Source organism: Streptomyces sp. KMM 9044 (assembly GCF_024701375.2).
GTDB lineage: Bacteria > Actinomycetota > Actinomycetes > Streptomycetales > Streptomycetaceae > Streptomyces.
In genome coordinates, this window is sequence record NZ_CP113910.1 from 5,573,283 (window position 1) to 5,588,852 (window position 15,570).

The 15,570-nt window shown below is 72.3% G+C and carries 13 protein-coding genes and 1 riboswitch; of the genes, 9 read left to right on the forward strand and 4 right to left on the reverse strand.

The annotated features are described in order from the left end of the window. Positions 1–127: 127 nt before the first annotated feature. Both trpD and HUV60_RS25130 read left to right on the forward strand, forming a co-directional pair. Positions 128–1,192 (forward strand): anthranilate phosphoribosyltransferase, encoded by a 1,065-nt coding sequence (gene trpD, locus HUV60_RS25125; RefSeq protein WP_257849470.1) that lies wholly within the window; start codon positions 128–130, stop codon positions 1,190–1,192. Positions 1,193–1,298: 106 nt separating this feature from the next. Continuing rightward, a riboswitch (SAM riboswitch) is annotated at positions 1,299–1,415 on the forward strand. A 278-nt stretch (positions 1,416–1,693) separates the two neighbouring features. Further along, the gene (locus HUV60_RS25130; RefSeq protein WP_443047411.1) at positions 1,694–3,106 is read left to right on the forward strand and encodes an aminotransferase class V-fold PLP-dependent enzyme; all 1,413 of its coding nucleotides are present in this window, start codon (positions 1,694–1,696) and stop codon (positions 3,104–3,106) included. A 79-nt stretch (positions 3,107–3,185) separates the two neighbouring features. Here the strand turns inward: HUV60_RS25130 and HUV60_RS25135 are convergent, their stop codons facing one another. Both HUV60_RS25135 and HUV60_RS25140 read right to left on the reverse strand, forming a co-directional pair. Then, positions 3,186–3,467 (reverse strand): Lrp/AsnC family transcriptional regulator, encoded by a 282-nt coding sequence (locus HUV60_RS25135; RefSeq protein WP_257849471.1) that lies wholly within the window; start codon positions 3,465–3,467, stop codon positions 3,186–3,188. Continuing rightward, positions 3,464–4,198, reverse strand: coding sequence for a rhomboid family intramembrane serine protease (locus HUV60_RS25140; protein WP_257849472.1), 735 nt, complete (start codon positions 4,196–4,198; stop codon positions 3,464–3,466). The genes HUV60_RS25135 and HUV60_RS25140 overlap by 4 nt, the downstream gene beginning before the upstream one ends. Before the next feature lie 156 nt (positions 4,199–4,354). Here HUV60_RS25140 and HUV60_RS25145 point away from each other — a divergent pair, with 156 nt between their 5' ends. The 5 genes from HUV60_RS25145 to HUV60_RS25165 all read left to right on the forward strand — a co-directional run bounded on the left by HUV60_RS25145 (position 4,355) and on the right by HUV60_RS25165 (position 9,852). After that, positions 4,355–4,594, forward strand: coding sequence for a hypothetical protein (locus HUV60_RS25145; protein WP_257849473.1), 240 nt, complete (start codon positions 4,355–4,357; stop codon positions 4,592–4,594). A gap of 65 nt (positions 4,595–4,659) precedes the next feature. Beyond that, positions 4,660–6,009 (forward strand): NYN domain-containing protein, encoded by a 1,350-nt coding sequence (locus HUV60_RS25150; RefSeq protein WP_257849474.1) that lies wholly within the window; start codon positions 4,660–4,662, stop codon positions 6,007–6,009. Positions 6,010–6,315: 306 nt separating this feature from the next. Continuing rightward, positions 6,316–7,383: a C40 family peptidase gene (locus HUV60_RS25155; RefSeq protein WP_257849475.1), complete on the forward strand. Its 1,068-nt coding sequence runs from the start codon at positions 6,316–6,318 to the stop codon at positions 7,381–7,383. A gap of 186 nt (positions 7,384–7,569) precedes the next feature. Next, positions 7,570–8,586, forward strand: coding sequence for a C40 family peptidase (locus HUV60_RS25160; RefSeq protein WP_257849476.1), 1,017 nt, complete (start codon positions 7,570–7,572; stop codon positions 8,584–8,586). A gap of 63 nt (positions 8,587–8,649) precedes the next feature. Beyond that, on the forward strand, positions 8,650–9,852 hold the full coding sequence (locus HUV60_RS25165; protein ID WP_257849477.1) for a hypothetical protein: 1,203 nt from the start codon (positions 8,650–8,652) through the stop codon (positions 9,850–9,852). A 44-nt stretch (positions 9,853–9,896) separates the two neighbouring features. Here the strand turns inward: HUV60_RS25165 and HUV60_RS25170 are convergent, their stop codons facing one another. Further along, positions 9,897–11,078, reverse strand: a complete 1,182-nt coding sequence (locus HUV60_RS25170; protein ID WP_331462021.1) for a glycosyltransferase family 87 protein — start codon at positions 11,076–11,078, stop codon at positions 9,897–9,899. Positions 11,079–11,294: 216 nt separating this feature from the next. Here HUV60_RS25170 and HUV60_RS25175 point away from each other — a divergent pair, with 216 nt between their 5' ends. Beyond that, positions 11,295–12,464 carry a glycosyltransferase family 4 protein gene (locus tag HUV60_RS25175; RefSeq protein ID WP_257849478.1) on the forward strand — a complete coding sequence of 390 codons (1,170 nt, stop codon included), beginning with the start codon at positions 11,295–11,297 and terminating at the stop codon, positions 12,462–12,464. Positions 12,465–12,552: 88 nt separating this feature from the next. Here HUV60_RS25175 and HUV60_RS25180 read toward each other — a convergent pair whose 3' ends face one another. Then, positions 12,553–14,364: an AMP-dependent synthetase/ligase gene (locus HUV60_RS25180; protein WP_257849479.1), complete on the reverse strand. Its 1,812-nt coding sequence runs from the start codon at positions 14,362–14,364 to the stop codon at positions 12,553–12,555. Between the two features lie 308 nt (positions 14,365–14,672). On the opposite strand from HUV60_RS25180, the gene HUV60_RS25185 reads away from it, so the two are divergent. Then, entirely contained in the window at positions 14,673–15,470 is a 798-nt protein-coding gene (locus HUV60_RS25185; protein ID WP_257849481.1) for a metallophosphoesterase family protein, read from the forward strand. Positions 15,471–15,570: the final 100 nt, after the last annotated feature.

The window sequence follows — 15,570 nt, forward strand, 5'->3', positions numbered from 1 at the left end:
GTCCGAGGACCGGACGGGGGCCCTTCGCCGTGCCCCGGGGTCGATAGGGTGGTGACGAAACCCCCAGCCATCCGTCTGTCGAAGACCCATCTGTCTGTCGAAGACGTCGAGGACCCAGGAGCGGCCGATGAGCGCTGTGACCCCCGCAGGAGGCAACACCGCGGCGGGCCGCTCCTGGCCCGCCCTGCTGAACGGCCTGCTCGACGGCCGAGACCTGTCCGCCGACGACACCGCCTGGGCGATGGACCTGATCATGCGGGGTGAGGCCACCGACGCGCAGATCGCCGGGTTCGCCGTGTCCCTGCGGGCCAAGGGCGAGACCGTCGAGGAGATCACCGGCTGCGTCCGGGCGATGTACGACCACGCCATCGGCATCGAGGTGCCCGGCGAGACCGTCGACATCGTCGGCACCGGCGGTGACGGCGCCAAGACGGTGAACATCTCCACGATGTCCTCCATCGTCATCGCCGGCACCGGGGCGAAGGTCGTCAAGCACGGCAACCGGGCCGCCTCCTCCTCGTCCGGCGCCTCCGACGTCCTCGAGAAGCTCGGCGTCAACCTGGAACTGACCCCGCAGCGGGTCGCCGAGGTCGCCGAGGAGGCCGGGATCACCTTCTGCTTCGCGGTGAAGTTCCACCCGGCGCTGCGCCACGCGGCGGCCGCGCGAGGGCAGCTGGGCATTCGGACGGTGTTCAACTTCCTCGGCCCGCTGGCCAACCCGGCCCGGGTCCGGGCCCAGGCCGTCGGGGTCGCCGACCCGAGGATGGCTCCGATCATGGCCGGCGTGTTCGCCGGACGCGGCCACTCCTCGCTGGTGTTCCGCGGCGACGACGGTCTCGACGAGCTGACCACCACCGGCCCCTCGACCGTGTGGGTGGTCCGGGACGGCAAGGTGACCGAGGAGCGCTTCGACCCGCGCGACGCCGGCATCGAGCCCGTGCCGCTGGAGGCCCTGCGCGGCGCCGACGCCTCGTACAACGCGGAGGTCGCCCGGCGGGTGCTGGACGGCGAGCGCGGCCCGGTGCGGGACGCGGTGCTGCTGAACTCGGCGGCGGCGCTGGTGGCGCTCGAGCCGGGCACGGGGACGCTGGCGGAGCAGATCCGGGCCGGGATGGCCAGGGCCGCCGAGTCGATCGACTCGGGCACCGCCCGGAGGGTTCTGGAGCGCTGGGTGCTGGTCAGCAACGCGTGAGCCGCGTACGAGCGGTACGGCAGGTGTGAGGGCGCGGTCCGGTCCGTCCAGGATCCGGACCGCGCCTTGCGCGTGGTGCGGGCCCGTGTGGCAGGATGCGGGACCAGGTCATGAGCGACAGCCATCAGGCCCCGGCCGGCTGTCCGGCAACCCTCCGTCCGTGGCGGGGTGCCCCGGGTGAGGACCAGGCCGTGAGCAGCAGGGCTCGCGGCAAGCGCGGACCCCTCGCACTCGATCGAGTGAGACACCAGGGGTCCTGGTCGTTCGAGGGAGCCTTCCGTTGAGCAAGCGAATGCGTTAGGGCGCTTCTGACGGGCCTTTCCAGGCCACAGAGCCCCGCCTCCGCAGATTCCTCTCCCCCATCTCCCACGCTCGAGCCGTGTGCGCTCGCGTGGTGATTCCGCCTGCTGTCACGGGAGTCCGGCCATGTCTCTTTCCACCCTTTCCGCCCTTTCCGTGGTTCCCGCGGTTCCCGTGGTTCCCGCGGTTCCCGTGGTTCCCGTGGTTCCCGCGGTTCCCGTGGTTCCCGCGGTTCCCGCGGTTCCCGCGGTTCCCGCCGCCGATGCCGTCGCCCCGTCCGGCTGTGCCCCGCTGCCCGTGCTCGGCCGGGACGTCACCGTTCCGCTCGTCACCGGCGGGGAGGTCACCTACGCCGCGCTCGACTACGCCGCCAGCGCCCCGGCGCTCCAGCGGGTGTGGGACGACGTGGCCGCGTACGTGCCGTACTACGGCAGCGTCCACCGCGGCGCCGGTTACCTCTCCCAGCTCTCCACCGAGTTGTTCGAGAACGCCCGCAGGACCGTCGCCGGGTTCCTCGACTGCCGCGAGCGGGACCAGGTGGTCTTCACCCGGTCCACCACCGACTCGCTCAACCTGCTCGCCGCCGCGCTCCCGGACGACTGCCAGGTCTTCGTCTTCGAGACCGAGCACCACGCCGCCCTGCTGCCCTGGCGCGGCGCCCGCGTCACCTTCCTCGACGCCCCGGGCAGCCCGGAGCAGGCCGTGCGGGCCCTGGAGCAGGCCCTCGCCGCCCGTGACCCCCACGGCCCCGCCCTGGTCTGCGTCACCGGCGCCTCCAATGTCACCGGCGAGCTGTGGCCCGTACGGGAGCTGGCCGCCGCCGCCCACGCGCACGGCGCCCGGATCGTCCTGGACGCCGCCCAGCTCGCCCCGCACCGCGCGGTGAGCCTGCGCGAGCTGGACGTCGACTGGGTCGCCTTCTCCGGGCACAAGCTGTACGCCCCGTTCGGCACCGGCGTCCTGGCCGGCCGCGTCGACTGGCTGCGCCGGGCCGAGCCCTACCTCGCGGGCGGCGGCGCCAGCCGCAGGGTCGCCCGGCGCGCGGACGGGGGAGTGGACGTCCAGTGGCACGAGGGCGCCGCCCGCCACGAGGCCGGCTCGCCCAACGTCATCGGCGCCCACGCCGTCGCCTCGGCCTGCAAGGCGCTCGGCGCGGCCGGGTTCGGCGCGCTGGCCGCCCACGAGGAGCGGCTGATCCGCACCGTACGGGACGGGCTCGCGGACGTGCCCGAGGTGCGGTTCCTGTCCCTGTTCGGGGACGGCGCGCCGCGCGTCGGCGTGCTCTCCTTCGTCGTCGACGGCTGGAACAGCTCCCACCTCGCCGCGGCCCTCTCCGCCGAGTACGGCATCGGCGTACGGGACGGACTCTTCTGCGCCCACCCGCTGCTGCGCGCCCTGCGCGGCGGCGGGCCACAGGACCGGGGCGAGTGCGGCGCCCCCGGGACGGCGCCCGGGGAGACGTCCCTCGACGCGATCCGCGTCAGCTTCGGCGCGGGCACACCGGACGAACACGTGCAGCGCTTCGTCCGCGCCGCCCGCGAGCTCGTGCGCGACGGCGCCCGCCGGAGCTACCGCACGGTCGACGGCCGCTGCGTGCCGGACACCTCCGCCTGAGCCCGGTCACCCGCCCCGGTACGCGCGTCCCCGGCCCCCTCCGCTGTACCGGGCACCCGGGCGTCTCGGGCCGGCCCGCTCAGCTGTCCAGGCCGATCGCGAACGCGGCCTCCAGGTCGTGCTGCGAGTACGTACGGAACGCCACGTGCGTGTCCGTGCCCTCCACGCCCGGGATCTTGTTGATCCGGCCCGGGATGACCTCCGCCAGGTCCTCGTGCTCCCTGACCCGGACCATGGCGATCAGGTCGTAGGTGCCGGTGACGGAGAAGACCTCGCTGACGCTGTCCAGCGCGGCGATCCGTTCCGCGATCTCGGGGATCCGGTCCACGCTGGTCTTGATGAGGACGATCGCGGTGATCACTGCTGGTTCTCTCCCTCGGGGGCCGGAGCTGGGGCTGTTCTCACTGTAGTCCTCGCTGTGAACCGCACCCACGCCCAGCAGAAGCCCAGCACGAAACCCACCAGGTGGGCCAGGTACGCCACCCCCGGCCCCTCGGAGGCCCGTCCTGCCGCCAGCCACTGCAGTGCCGCCCAGAACGGCAGCACCACCCAGGCCGGGAAGCGCACCGGCAGGAAGAACAGGAACGGCAGCAGACTGGTCACCCGCGCCCGGGGGAACAGGAAGAGGAACGCGCCGAGGACCCCCGAGATCGCCCCCGAGGCACCGACCAGGGACTGCGTCGCGTCCGCGTTGGCGGCGGCGTACCCGAGCAGGGCGAGGTAGCCGCAGCCGACGTAGAACAGGAAGAACCGCAGACGGCCCACCCGTGCCTCGGTCATCGTCCCGAAGACATGGAGGAAGAGCATGTTGCCGAGCAGATGCACCCAGCTGCCGTGGACGAACAGGGCCGTGGCGGGGGTGAGGACGCTCCAGAGAGATCCTTCGAACACGTCTGCGGGGATCACACCCCAGTGGCGGAAATAGCTGCGTTGTGCGGCGAACAGCTCGTCCCCGTTCCCGTATCCCGGATCGAGTCCCGAGGCCGGCCCGGTGAGGAAGACCAGGCAGCATGCGGCGATGAGGGTGTGGGTCACCGGCGCCGACGGGCGTTTCAGCGCCCCGGCGGCCGTCACGCCCCAGTTGCGGATCATGAACACAGAGCATGACGTAACCGGACGCAAGCGCACAGACCGCCTCGCCGCCGTGGACGGGCAGGCGGCGAAGACCTGCCAGGCCGTAGGGTTACGTGCCACACGCGCCGGGTGCCCGGCGCGTCACGGACACTGGAAGGAAGGCGAACAGCCACGATGACGGTTCCCCTGCCGACTGCCTCGACGCGGTGGCGCTGCACCCTCTGCGGCAACCTCACCCGTTTCGACGTGACCCGCTCGTCCAAGGTCGTGGAGTACGTCCACCTCGACCTGGCCGGGGAGCCGGAGGTCGAGGAGCGCGAGGTCCTCGGTGAGACGATCGAGTCGGTGCGCTGCCGCTGGTGCAACGCCGTGGACCAGGTGGAACTCGTCGACAGGCCGGGCGCCGGCTCCTGAGTGGAGCGGGCCCCGCCCAGCGGACCCCGTACACGGGGTCGGACACAGGCATGGGGGTGTGACGGATGGTGGAGACCGCGGGCGGGGGGCCGAAGGACGGCACCGTCGAGATGTTCGACCGTCCGCTGCCCGACGGTGTGCGCCGCCGGGTCGTCCAGATCGTCTCCGACGGCTTCGGCGGGCTGACCGTCTCCGAGCTGCCCGCCCAGCTCAGGCAGTACGCCCGGTTCACCCCGAGCCGCCGCGCCAAGTTCGCGGGCAACGCGATGGCCGCCGCCCTGGAGACCGATCCGCTGTTCCGCCAGCGCATCGCGGAGCGGCTGAGAGAGGCCCAGCCGGAACTGGCCGGCGTCCTCGCATCAGGCTCCCCGCCCCCGGCCGCGGACCCGCTGGATGTGGCGGCCGTGGCCTACGTCATGCGGCCGCCCGGCTGGGTGAAACTGGTGACCGCCGCCGGCGAGGAGGCCCAGCGGGCCGACGCCGAGCGCGCCGACGCCGAGACCCGGGCCGAGCTGGAGCGGCTGCGCGGCGAACTCGCCCGCGCCCGCGAGCAGACCAAGGCCGAGACCGAGCGGCTGCGCGCCGACCTGGAAGCGGCCAGGAGGGAAGCGGACTCCCTGCACCGCAAGCTGCGGTCCGCGCTCAGCGACGTCAAGCGCGGTGCGGCGGCGCTGCGCAAACTGCAGGGCGAGATGGACGCCGTCCGTGCCGACGGGCAGGTCCAGGTGTCCGCCGCCGAGAGCGAGTCCCGGCGGCTCAGGGCACGCCTCGGCGAGTCCGAGGCCGCCCTCGAGGCCGCCCGCCGGGCCGCCCGTGAGGGCCGCAGCGTCGAGGACATGCGGGTGCGCCTGCTCCTGGACACCGTGCTGGACGCAGCCCAGGGGCTCCGTCGCGAGCTCGCACTGCCTCCCGTGTCCGTCCGGCCCGCCGAGACCGTGGACGCCGTCGAGCCCGGCAGCATGACTCCCAAGGACATCGCCGCCCGAGCGCTGTCCGAGGACGACCCGGCCATTCTCGACCAGCTGCTGGCGCTGCCGCAGGCGCATCTCGTCGTCGACGGCTACAACGTCACCAAGACCGGCTATCCCCAGATGCCCCTGGAGAAGCAGCGCCTGCGGCTCCTGGGCCAGCTCGCCCAGCTCGCCGCGCAGACCGGCGCCGAGGTCACCTGCGTCTTCGACGGGGCCGAGCTGGCCGCCCCCGTCCTGCTCGCACCGCCGCGCGGGGTGCGCGTGCTGTTCTCCAAGCCGGGTGTCACCGCCGACGAGCTGATCCGCCGGCTGGCCCGCGCCGAGCCGCCGGGACGGCCCGTCATCGTCGTCTCCACCGACCGTGAGGTCGCCGACGGAGTCGCCCGCGCGGGCGCCCGCCCGGTCGCGTCCGCGGTCCTGCTGAGGCGCTTCTCCCGGGCGTAGGGCACAAAGCGCGGTACGCCCCATCGGAAACGTATACCCCAACCGCAACGTACCTGTCGATTGCCCGAATTGGCGTGATAGTGACGCGGCGTAGTGTCAGCGCGACGTCACTGCAGGTGAGTTGATGGCAAAGAAACCCGATGTGGCCGAGAATTCACGTCCGGGGATTTGAACTGATCACAAGGGAATCACTAGGGTCAGGCCTCGAACCTCCGCTCGGGTGATCGTTCACATGGGGTGGCGACGGCGGAGGCCCCGCCCACCGGCGTGTCGGTAGGCGGCTGGAGGAAGAAGGAGCTCGCCCCCGTGGCGTCCCACCGTCGTCCCAAGCAGCCGAACCGGGCACGTGTCACTGTGCTCACCACCGCTGCCGCAGCTGCCGTAGTCCTGAGCTCGCAGGCCGCCAACGCGGCCCCCGGCGAGAAGCCGAGCAAGGACGAGGTGAAGGCCAAGGTCGACAAACTCTACGAGCAGGCGGAGCAGGCCACCGAGAAGTACAACGGGGCCAAGGAGAAGCAGGAGAAGCTCCAGAAGGAGATCTCCACGATCCAGGACAACGTCGCCAAGGGCCAGCAGGAGCTCAACGAGCTGCGTGACGGCCTCGGTTCGATGGCCAGCGCCCAGTACCGCAGCGGCGGCATGGACCCCTCGATCCAGCTCTTCCTCTCCGCCGACCCGGACGACTACCTCGACAAGGCGTCCGCCCTCGACCAGTTGAGCACCCAGCAGGTCGACGCGCTGAAGGAGATCCAGGACAAGCAGCGCGAGCTCGCCCAGCAGCGCTCCGAGGCCTCCGGAAAGCTCGAGGACCTCGCCTCCACCCGCACCGAACTGGGCAAGAAGAAGACGGAAGTCCAGGGCAAGCTCGGCGCCGCGCAGAAGCTGCTCAACACCCTCACCACCGAGGAGAAGGCGCAGCTCGCCGAGGAGGAGGAGCGCGCCACCCGCGCCAGCGAGCGGGAGGTCCTCAAGGCCACCAGCACCGACACCGGCAGCTCCACTCCGGTCGGCAGCGGCTCCGGCCGTGCCGGCGCCGCCTTCGCCGCCGCACAGAGCAAGCTCGGCTCCCCCTACGTCTACGGCGCCACCGGCCCGTCCTCCTATGACTGCTCGGGCCTCACCTCCTGGGCCTACGCCCAGGCCGGCGTCGCCATCCCGCGTACCTCCGAGGCGCAGACCGGCGCGGGCACCAAGATCTACTCGGCGAGCCAGCTCCAGGTCGGCGACCTGGTCTTCTTCTTCAACGACCTGCACCATGTGGGGCTCTATGCGGGCAACGGCCAGATCATCCACGCTCCGCGCAGCGGCACCGTCGTCCGTTACGAGTCGATGAACACCATCGGCGGCCCGTTCATGTTCGGCGTCCGCGTCTGACGCTGTGCCGCGTGCCCCCGTTCGGGGGAATCGTGGCACCGCCGGCCGACCCCACGCCCCGCCTGTGACCTGCGTCAGGGGCGGGGCGTCACCGTGCGTGGCCGCCGCGGCCGTTGGTCGCCCGCCCGTCCTACGGCTACTGTCTCCCGCGTTTCTTGTCCGCCAGCGGAAGGAGCGCGGTTCCCCGTGGGGTCCCATCGCCGCCTTGAACCGTCCCCCGGCCCCGGCCGGGGCACCACCGTCACCGTCGGCCTCCTGTCCGCGGCGGCAGCCGCCCTCGGAGCCGTACCGGCCACGGCCACCCCGCACGAGGATCTCAGGGCCACGGTGGACCGCCTCTACGAGGAGGCCGAGCGGGCGACCGAGGCGTACAACAAGGCCGACGAGCGCGCGGACACCCTGCGGGGTCAGGTCAACACGGCCCAGGACGAGATCGCCCGGCAGCAGGAGCGTGTCAACACCGTGCGGGAGTCGCTGGGCTCGCTGGCCGGCGCCCAGTACCGCTCCGGCGGGCTCGACCCGTCCCTCGCGCTGCTGTTCTCCGACGACCCCGGGGACTACCTCGAGCGGGCCTCGGTGCTCGACCGACTCACCGCCCGCCAGGACGGTGAGCTGAGGGAACTCCAGGAGGCGGCACGCTCCCTGGACCAGGACCGCGCGGAGGCCTCCCGCAAGCTGGGCGAGCTGGACCGCAGCCGCAAGGCGGTCGCCGCCCACAAGAAGACCGTCGAGCGCAAACTCGCCCAGGCCCGGCGGCTGCTCAACACCCTCCCCGACGACGAGCGCGCCGCGCACGAGCGGAGCGCCCGTTCCGGCCGAGGCGGTCCGCCCGTGCCGGACGGCGCCGCCGCCGTCTCCGGCCGGGCGGCAGCCGCCGTCGCCGCCGCCCGCTCCGCCCTCGGCAAGCCCTACGTCTGGGGTGCCAACGGGCCCTCCGGCTTCGACTGCTCCGGCCTGATGCAGTGGTCGTACGCGCAGGCGGGGATCGCCCTCCCGCGCACCTCGCAGGCCCAGCGCCACGCGGGCACACAGGTCCCGCTCGCCCAGGCCCGGCCCGGCGACCTGGTCGTCTACCGCCCCGACGGCAGCCACGTGGGCATGTACATGGGCAACGGCCAAGTGATCCACGCCCCCTACCCCGGCGCCCCCGTGCGCTACGACCCGGTGGGCATGATGCCCGTCTCGTCGGTCACGAGGGTCTGAAGCGGGGCGGGCAGGGGCCGGGCGGGCTGACCTGAGCGGTCCGGCGGCCGTACCCTCACAAGGGTGGCTGGTCGAAGGCGGGTGCCCGGGGTGCCGGTGGCGGCGCGATGTTTGCTGCTCGTCTCCCTGCTCGTCGCCCTGGTCGCGTGCGGCCAGGGGCCGGCCGTCGACAGCGTCCGCGCCGAGGTGCAGGCGCTGCTCGACCAGCGGGCCGACGCCGTGCTCGGTCATGACGCCGCGGCCTACTCCCGCACCGGCACCCGGGCCGGGTACGACAGCCTGAGTGAGGTACCCCTGGCCGACTGGAGCTACCGGGTCACCGACGTGCACCGCACCGGTGACACCGCCACCGCCGACGTCGACCTCGGATACCGCGTCGAAGGCTACGACCGGGCCCCCGTCACCACCGCCCGCACCCTGCGTCTGAGCCGGGACGAGGCCGGCCGGTGGTCCGTCGACTCCGACCGGCCCGCCGGGACGTCCGGCCGCCAGCTGTGGGACCAGGGCACGGTGCGTGCCGTGCACGGTGAACGGAGCCTGGTGCTCGGCGTCGGCCAGCCCGACGTGAAGCTGCGCGACTACGCCGCACTGGCCGACCACGCGGTGCCCGCCGTGTCGGACGCGTGGGGGCCCGGCTGGGCACGGCGCGTCGTCGTCCTGGTTCCGGGGTCCCTGGAGGACATGGCGGGACTGCTGGGCTCGCCCGCCTCCTCCTACCGGGGGATCGCTGCCGTCACCACCGGCGAGACCGGCGCCGGCGCGCAGGCGCCCGCGGACCGCGTCATCGTCAACCCGGACGCCTTCGGGATGCTCGGCGACCCGGGCCGGCAGGTCGTCGTCACCCACGAGACCACCCATGTCGCCACCCGCGCGCACACCACCGCCGCGACCCCGCTGTGGCTGTCGGAGGGTTTCGCCGACTGGGTCGGCTACCGGGGCGGCGACCGCCTTCCGGCCGAGGCGGCGCCGGAACTCGCCCGCGCGGTGAGCCACGGCGAGGTGCCCGCCGGGCTGCCGGCCGACGAGGACTTCGGCTTCACGGGCGACGCCGACGGCCTCGCCCGCGCCTACGAGAGCGGCTGGATGGCCTGCCGCCTCATCGCCGAGCGCTGGGGCGAGGAACGCCTCGGCGCGTTCTACCGGACGGTGGGCGCGCACGGGCAGCGGGACGGCGCGGTTCAGGACGCGATGCAACGGGTCCTCGGTACCACCCCGGAGGAGTTCACCATGGAATGGCAGGCCTATCTGCGCGAGCAGTTCGACTGAGGAACGGGAACAGGCCCGGGGGCGGGATCGGGGGGAGTCCGGGTTCAAGGGGCCTTCGCGGCGTGGGCCTCCGCAGCCGGAGCGGGGGCCGGGGCGGCCGGGAGGCCGGGGGCGACCGTCGAGCGCCACAGTGTGCGGGCGGCGAGGAACGTGGCCGCCACCAGCAGGCCGTTGCGCACGAACAGCAGGGTGACGCCGAGCGCGTCACTGGCCACGACGTGCGCGAACCACAACGGGAACTCGAGCACCGTCACGAACGACGCGACCAGCACCAGGGCCACCGGCAGCCGCATCCGGCTCTCGCGACGGCACAGACAGACCGCGGCGAGCCCGACCAGCCACACCATGTACTGCGGGCTGATCACCCGGCTGGTGGTGGTGAACATCAGCACTGCCACGAACGCGGCGTCGACGAAGGTGTGCGCCTCGAAACGGCGGGCCGTCAGCCGCCACAGCAGCAGCCAGGCCAGCGCCGCCCCGCTCAGGAACATCGCGCCCGCGCTGACCCACTCCACGTACGGGCCGAGGAACTCCACCGAGCCGTAGTTCAGCAGCACCTCACCGTCCCAGCCGTAGTGCCGGGCGACGTGGAAGACCAGCGCGCCCAGCGACTCCACCTCTGTGCCCCGGTCGCGCTGGGACCCCAGGAACGCGAACGCGCCCGGCATCAGCGCCGCGAACACGGCCGCCACACCGGTCCCGGTCACCACGGCCGAAACCCACGCGGAACGCCGGCGGACACCGAGCAGCAGCATCGCAGGCCACACCTTCAGCAGCGCACCGAACGTCGCCAGCGCCCCCAGCAGCCGGGGACGCCGGGTCCCGGCCAGCAGCGCGGCCACCGCCACCGCGGTCACCATCACGTCGTAGCGGGCGTAAACCGTCGGCCCGAGCAGCGGTACACCCGCCACCCACACCCAGGCACCGAGCCGGGTCCGGTCCGGCCGTCCGCCCGCGTACAGCAGCAGGGCCAGGGTGGCCAGGTCGGCGAGGAACACCAGGACGAAGAACGCGGTCGCGTACTCCAGGAACGGCAGCAGACCGGGAGAGAGGACCGCCAGGGCCGCCGCGGGCGGGTACTGCCAGGTGACGTCGTCCAGCGGGAACGTTCCGGTGCGCAGGACGTCGTACCACTCCTGGTAGATCACGGACACGTCACTGGTGACGTCAGGGCCGGGGAAGACGACCACCTTCAGGACGAACAACAGCAGCAGCGCTCTCGTCACGCCCCACACCAGCAGAGGCCGGAAGAGAGCCTGCCGGCGCACCGGCGGCCGGGCCGGGGACCCGCGCCAGCCTGCCGTGTCCACGTGATCCCTGCCCGTCCCTGTGTGTCCGTGTGAGGTCCTGAGGGGCCATGATGTCCCGCGCCCCTGTGAGAGTGCCACAGCGGGCTGCCGCGCCCGCGGACCGGAGGCACCGGTTCGGTAGGGTCTGCCTCAATGCACAAGACGTTGATCGTGACCAACGACTTCCCGCCCAGACCGGGCGGTATCCAGGCGTTCCTGCACAACATGGCGCTGCGGCTGGATCCCGCACAGCTCGTCGTGTACGCCTCGACCTGGAAACGCTCCCGGGAAGGCGTCCGGGCGACGGCCGTCTTCGACGCCGAGCAGCCCTTCACCGTCGTACGCGCCCGTACTCCGATGCTGCTGCCGACCCCGCAGGCGACCCGGCAGGCCGTCGGGCTGCTGCGCGAACACGGCTGCACCTCGGTCTGGTTCGGGGCGGCCGCGCCGCTCGGACTGATGGCACCGGCGCTGCGCCGGGCGGGCGCCGAGCAGATCGTGGCCACCACCCACGGCCACGAGGCGGGCTGGGCGCAGCTGCCCGCGGCCCGGCAACTGCTGCGCCGGATCGGGGAGTCCACGGACACGATCACCTACCTCGGCGAGTACACACGCTCGCGGATCGCCGGCGTGCTCATGCCCGAGGCTGCCGCGCGGATGGCACAGTTGCCGCCCGGGGTCGACGAGAAGACCTTCCACCCCGGCTCCGGCGGCGACGAGGTCCGGGCCGGGCTCGGCCTGACGGACCGTCCGGTGGTCGTCTGCGTCTCCCGGCTGGTGCCGCGCAAGGGACAGGACACGCTGATCCGCGCGATGCCCGCGATCCTCGCCGCCGAGCCGGACGCCGTGCTGCTGATCGTCGGCGGCGGGCCCTACGAGAAGGACCTGCGCCGGCTCGCGCACGACACCGGGGTGGCCGGCTCCGTACGCTTCACCGGCGCCGTGCCCTGGTCCGAGCTGCCCGCCCACTACGGCGCCGGCGACGTCTTCGCGATGCCGTGCAGGACCCGGCGCGGGGGACTGGACGTCGAAGGGCTCGGGATCGTCTATTTGGAGGCCTCCGCGACCGGCCTGCCCGTCGTCGCCGGCGACTCGGGCGGCGCCCCCGACGCGGTCCTCGACGGAGAGACCGGCTGGGTCGTCCGCGGCGACACCCCCGCCGAGTCCGCCGACCGCATCGTCGCCCTCCTCGCCGACCCCGGACTCCGCCGCCGCATGGGTGAACGGGGCCGGGCCTGGGTCGAGGAGCGATGGCGCTGGGATCTTCTGGCGGAAACACTGAAGACCCTGCTCCAGTCCAGAACCGGACCCTCCGGCGTCTGAGGAGGGGGAGGAGCGGGGAAGAGCGGGGGCCAGGGGGCAGCGCCCCCGGGGTCGGGAAAGGGAAGGGGCGGTGGGGGCGAAAGAATCCCTACTTCGAGTAGATCGCCTCGACCTCATGGGCGAAGTCCTTCGCCACCACGTTCCGCTTCAGCTTCAACGACGGAGTCAGATGCCCCGACTCCTCCGTGAACTGGGAAGGCAGCACCCGGAACTTCCGCACCGACTCCGCCTTGGAAACCGCCGCGTTCCCGTCGTCGACGGCATCCTGGACCGCTGCCAGCAGTTCGGGGTCCTCGCTCAGCGACGCCGCCGTCGACCCCTCCGGCTTCCCGTGCTCCGCCGCCCAGAGCCCCAGGAACTCGTCGTCGAGCGTGATCAGCGCGCCCACGAACGGCCGTCCGTCGCCGACGACCATGCACTCCGCGACCAGCGCGTGCGCGCGGATCCGGTCCTCGATCACCGCCGGGGCGACGTTCTTGCCGCCCGCCGTGACGAGTATCTCCTTCTTGCGGCCGGTGATCCGCAGGTACCCGTCCTCGTCGAGGGTGCCGATGTCACCGGTGTGGAACCAGCCGTCGGCAAGCGCCTCCGCGGTCGCGGCCGGGTTGTTCCAGTACTCCGTGAACAGGTGCTCGCCGTGCAGCAGCACCTCGCCGTCGTCGGCGATGCGGACCACCGAGCCGGGCAGCGGCTGCCCGACCGTGCCGATCTTCTGACGGTCCCAGGGGTTGAACGTGGTGGCCGCGCAGGACTCGGTGAGCCCGTAGCCCTCCAGCACGGTGAAACCGATGCCGCGGAAGAAGTGGCCGAGGCGCTCGCCCAGCGGGGCGCCGCCGGAGATGGCGGCCTCGCCGCGCCCGCCGAGCACCGCGCGCAGCTTGCCGTACACGAGTTTGTCGAACACCCTGTACTTGATCTTCAGGCCGAGGGACGGCCCCGAGGGCGTGTCCAGCGCCTTGCTGTACGCGATCGCGGTGTCCGCCGCCTTGTCGAAGATCTGGCCCTTGCCGTCGGCCTGGGCCTTGGCGCGTGCCGAGTTGTAGACCTTCTCGAAGACCCGCGGCACGCCCAGGATCAGCGTCGGCCGGAACGCGGCCAGTTCGTCGGTGAGCTGTCTGATGTCGGGGACGCAGCCCAGCTTGATCGGCGCGATCATCGGCGCGATCTGCACCAGCCGGCCGAAGACGTGCGCGAGCGGGAGGAAGAGCAGGACCGAACACTCGCCGGTCCGGAACAGGGGACGCAGCCGTTCCACGACGTTGCCGCACTCGGCGAAGAAGGTGCGGTGGGTGAGCACACAGCCCTTGGGGCGGCCGGTGGTGCCGGAGGTGTAGATGATGGTCGCCGGGTCGTCGGCCCCGGCGACGGAGCTGCGTTCCTCGACCGTCTCGTCGGTGACGTCCCGGCCGAGGACGCCCAGTTCCTCGACCGCGCCGCCCTCGCCCGTGCCGCGGTCGATCTGCCACACGTGCTTCAGCGTCGGCAGCCGGTCGCGCACCGCGTCGACCGTGGCCGCGTGAGAGTCCGACTCGACCACACAGGCGGTGGCGCCGGAGTCGCCGAGGATCCAGGCCACCTGCTCCGGTGAACTCGTCTCGTACACCGGCACCGTGACCGCGCCGGCGCTCCAGATCGCGAAGTCGAGCAGCGTCCACTCGTAGCGGGTGCGCGACATCAGGGCGACCCGCTCGCCGGGCCGGACTCCGGAGGCGATGAGCCCCTTGGCGGCGGTTCGTACCTCGGCGAGGAAGGCGGTGGCCGTCACGTCCTGCCACACGCCACCGGCCTTGCGGGCGATGACGGCCACATCGGGGTGCTGCGCGGCGTTTCTGCGGACTATGTCGGTCAGATTGCCGTCCGCAGGGACCTCGTACAAAGCCGGAAGGCTGAACTCGCGCAAGACTGCTGCTCCTCTTAGGGCGCCGGCGCCACGACGGTGTGCGATGCGACGACGGTGCGGTCCAAGGCTGGGCGGGTGCTCGGGAATCACCTGTTGAAATCCTGAGCACGACTGGACCGCCCGGACGTTACCCGCCGGTATGGCCGGAACGACAGGGGGTCCGACGAGATGTTCGCTGCGTCACACAAGGTGGTGAACGGGTTGATTGCTATCGCGCACAGTAGTCCACGCCCCTGAGAGGGAGCCAGTAAGCGCAGGTCCGGCCGCCACTGTTCACAAGGGCCGCCCTCTGGCTACGCTTGATCGCCATGGCATCCACACCGGCCGGAAACCGCCGTACGCGCGTTCACGTGGTCAGCGACGTCCACGGCAACGCCCGCGACCTGGCCACGGCCGGTGAGGGCGCCGACGCCCTGATCTGTCTGGGCGACCTGGTGCTCTTCCTGGACTACGCCGACCACTCGCGCGGCATCTTCCCCGACCTGTTCGGCACCGAGAACGCCGACCGCATCGTGGAACTGCGCACCGCGCGGCGCTTCGAGGAGGCACGCGCCTTCCAGACCCGGCTGTGGGCGGGCATCGGCGCGGACCGTGCGGCGGCGATCCAGAAGGCGGTGCGGGGGCAGTACGCCGAGATGTTCGCCGCCTTCCCCACCCCCACGTACGCCACGTACGGCAATGTCGACATCCCGGCCTTGTGGCCGGAGTACGCCGGGCCGGGCACCACCGTCCTCGACGGCGAGCGGGTGGAGATCGGCGGTCGGGTCTTCGGCTTCGTCGGCGGCGGACTGCGCACGCCCATGCGCACGCCGTACGAAATCGGCGACGAGGAGTACGCGGCGAAGATCGAGGCCGTCGGCGAGGTCGACGTGCTGTGCACGCACATTCCGCCGGAGGTTCCGGAACTGGTGTACGACACCGTCGCGCGCCGTTTCGAGCGCGGCAGCCGCGCCCTGCTGGACGCCATCCACCGCACCCGGCCCCGGTACGCGCTGTTCGGGCATGTGCACCAGCCGCTGGTCCGGCGCATGCGGGTCGGGGCCACCGAATGCGTGAACGTGGGGCACTTCGCGAGCCGCGGCCGGCCCTGGGTGCTCGAGTGGTGAGGATGTCCCAGGTCGGGTGACCTGCCCCGGCGGGGTGCGCGATAGCCTTCCGCTGCACGGGCGTGCGCGTGGGCCACGCACGGCGATCCGACTACGGCCC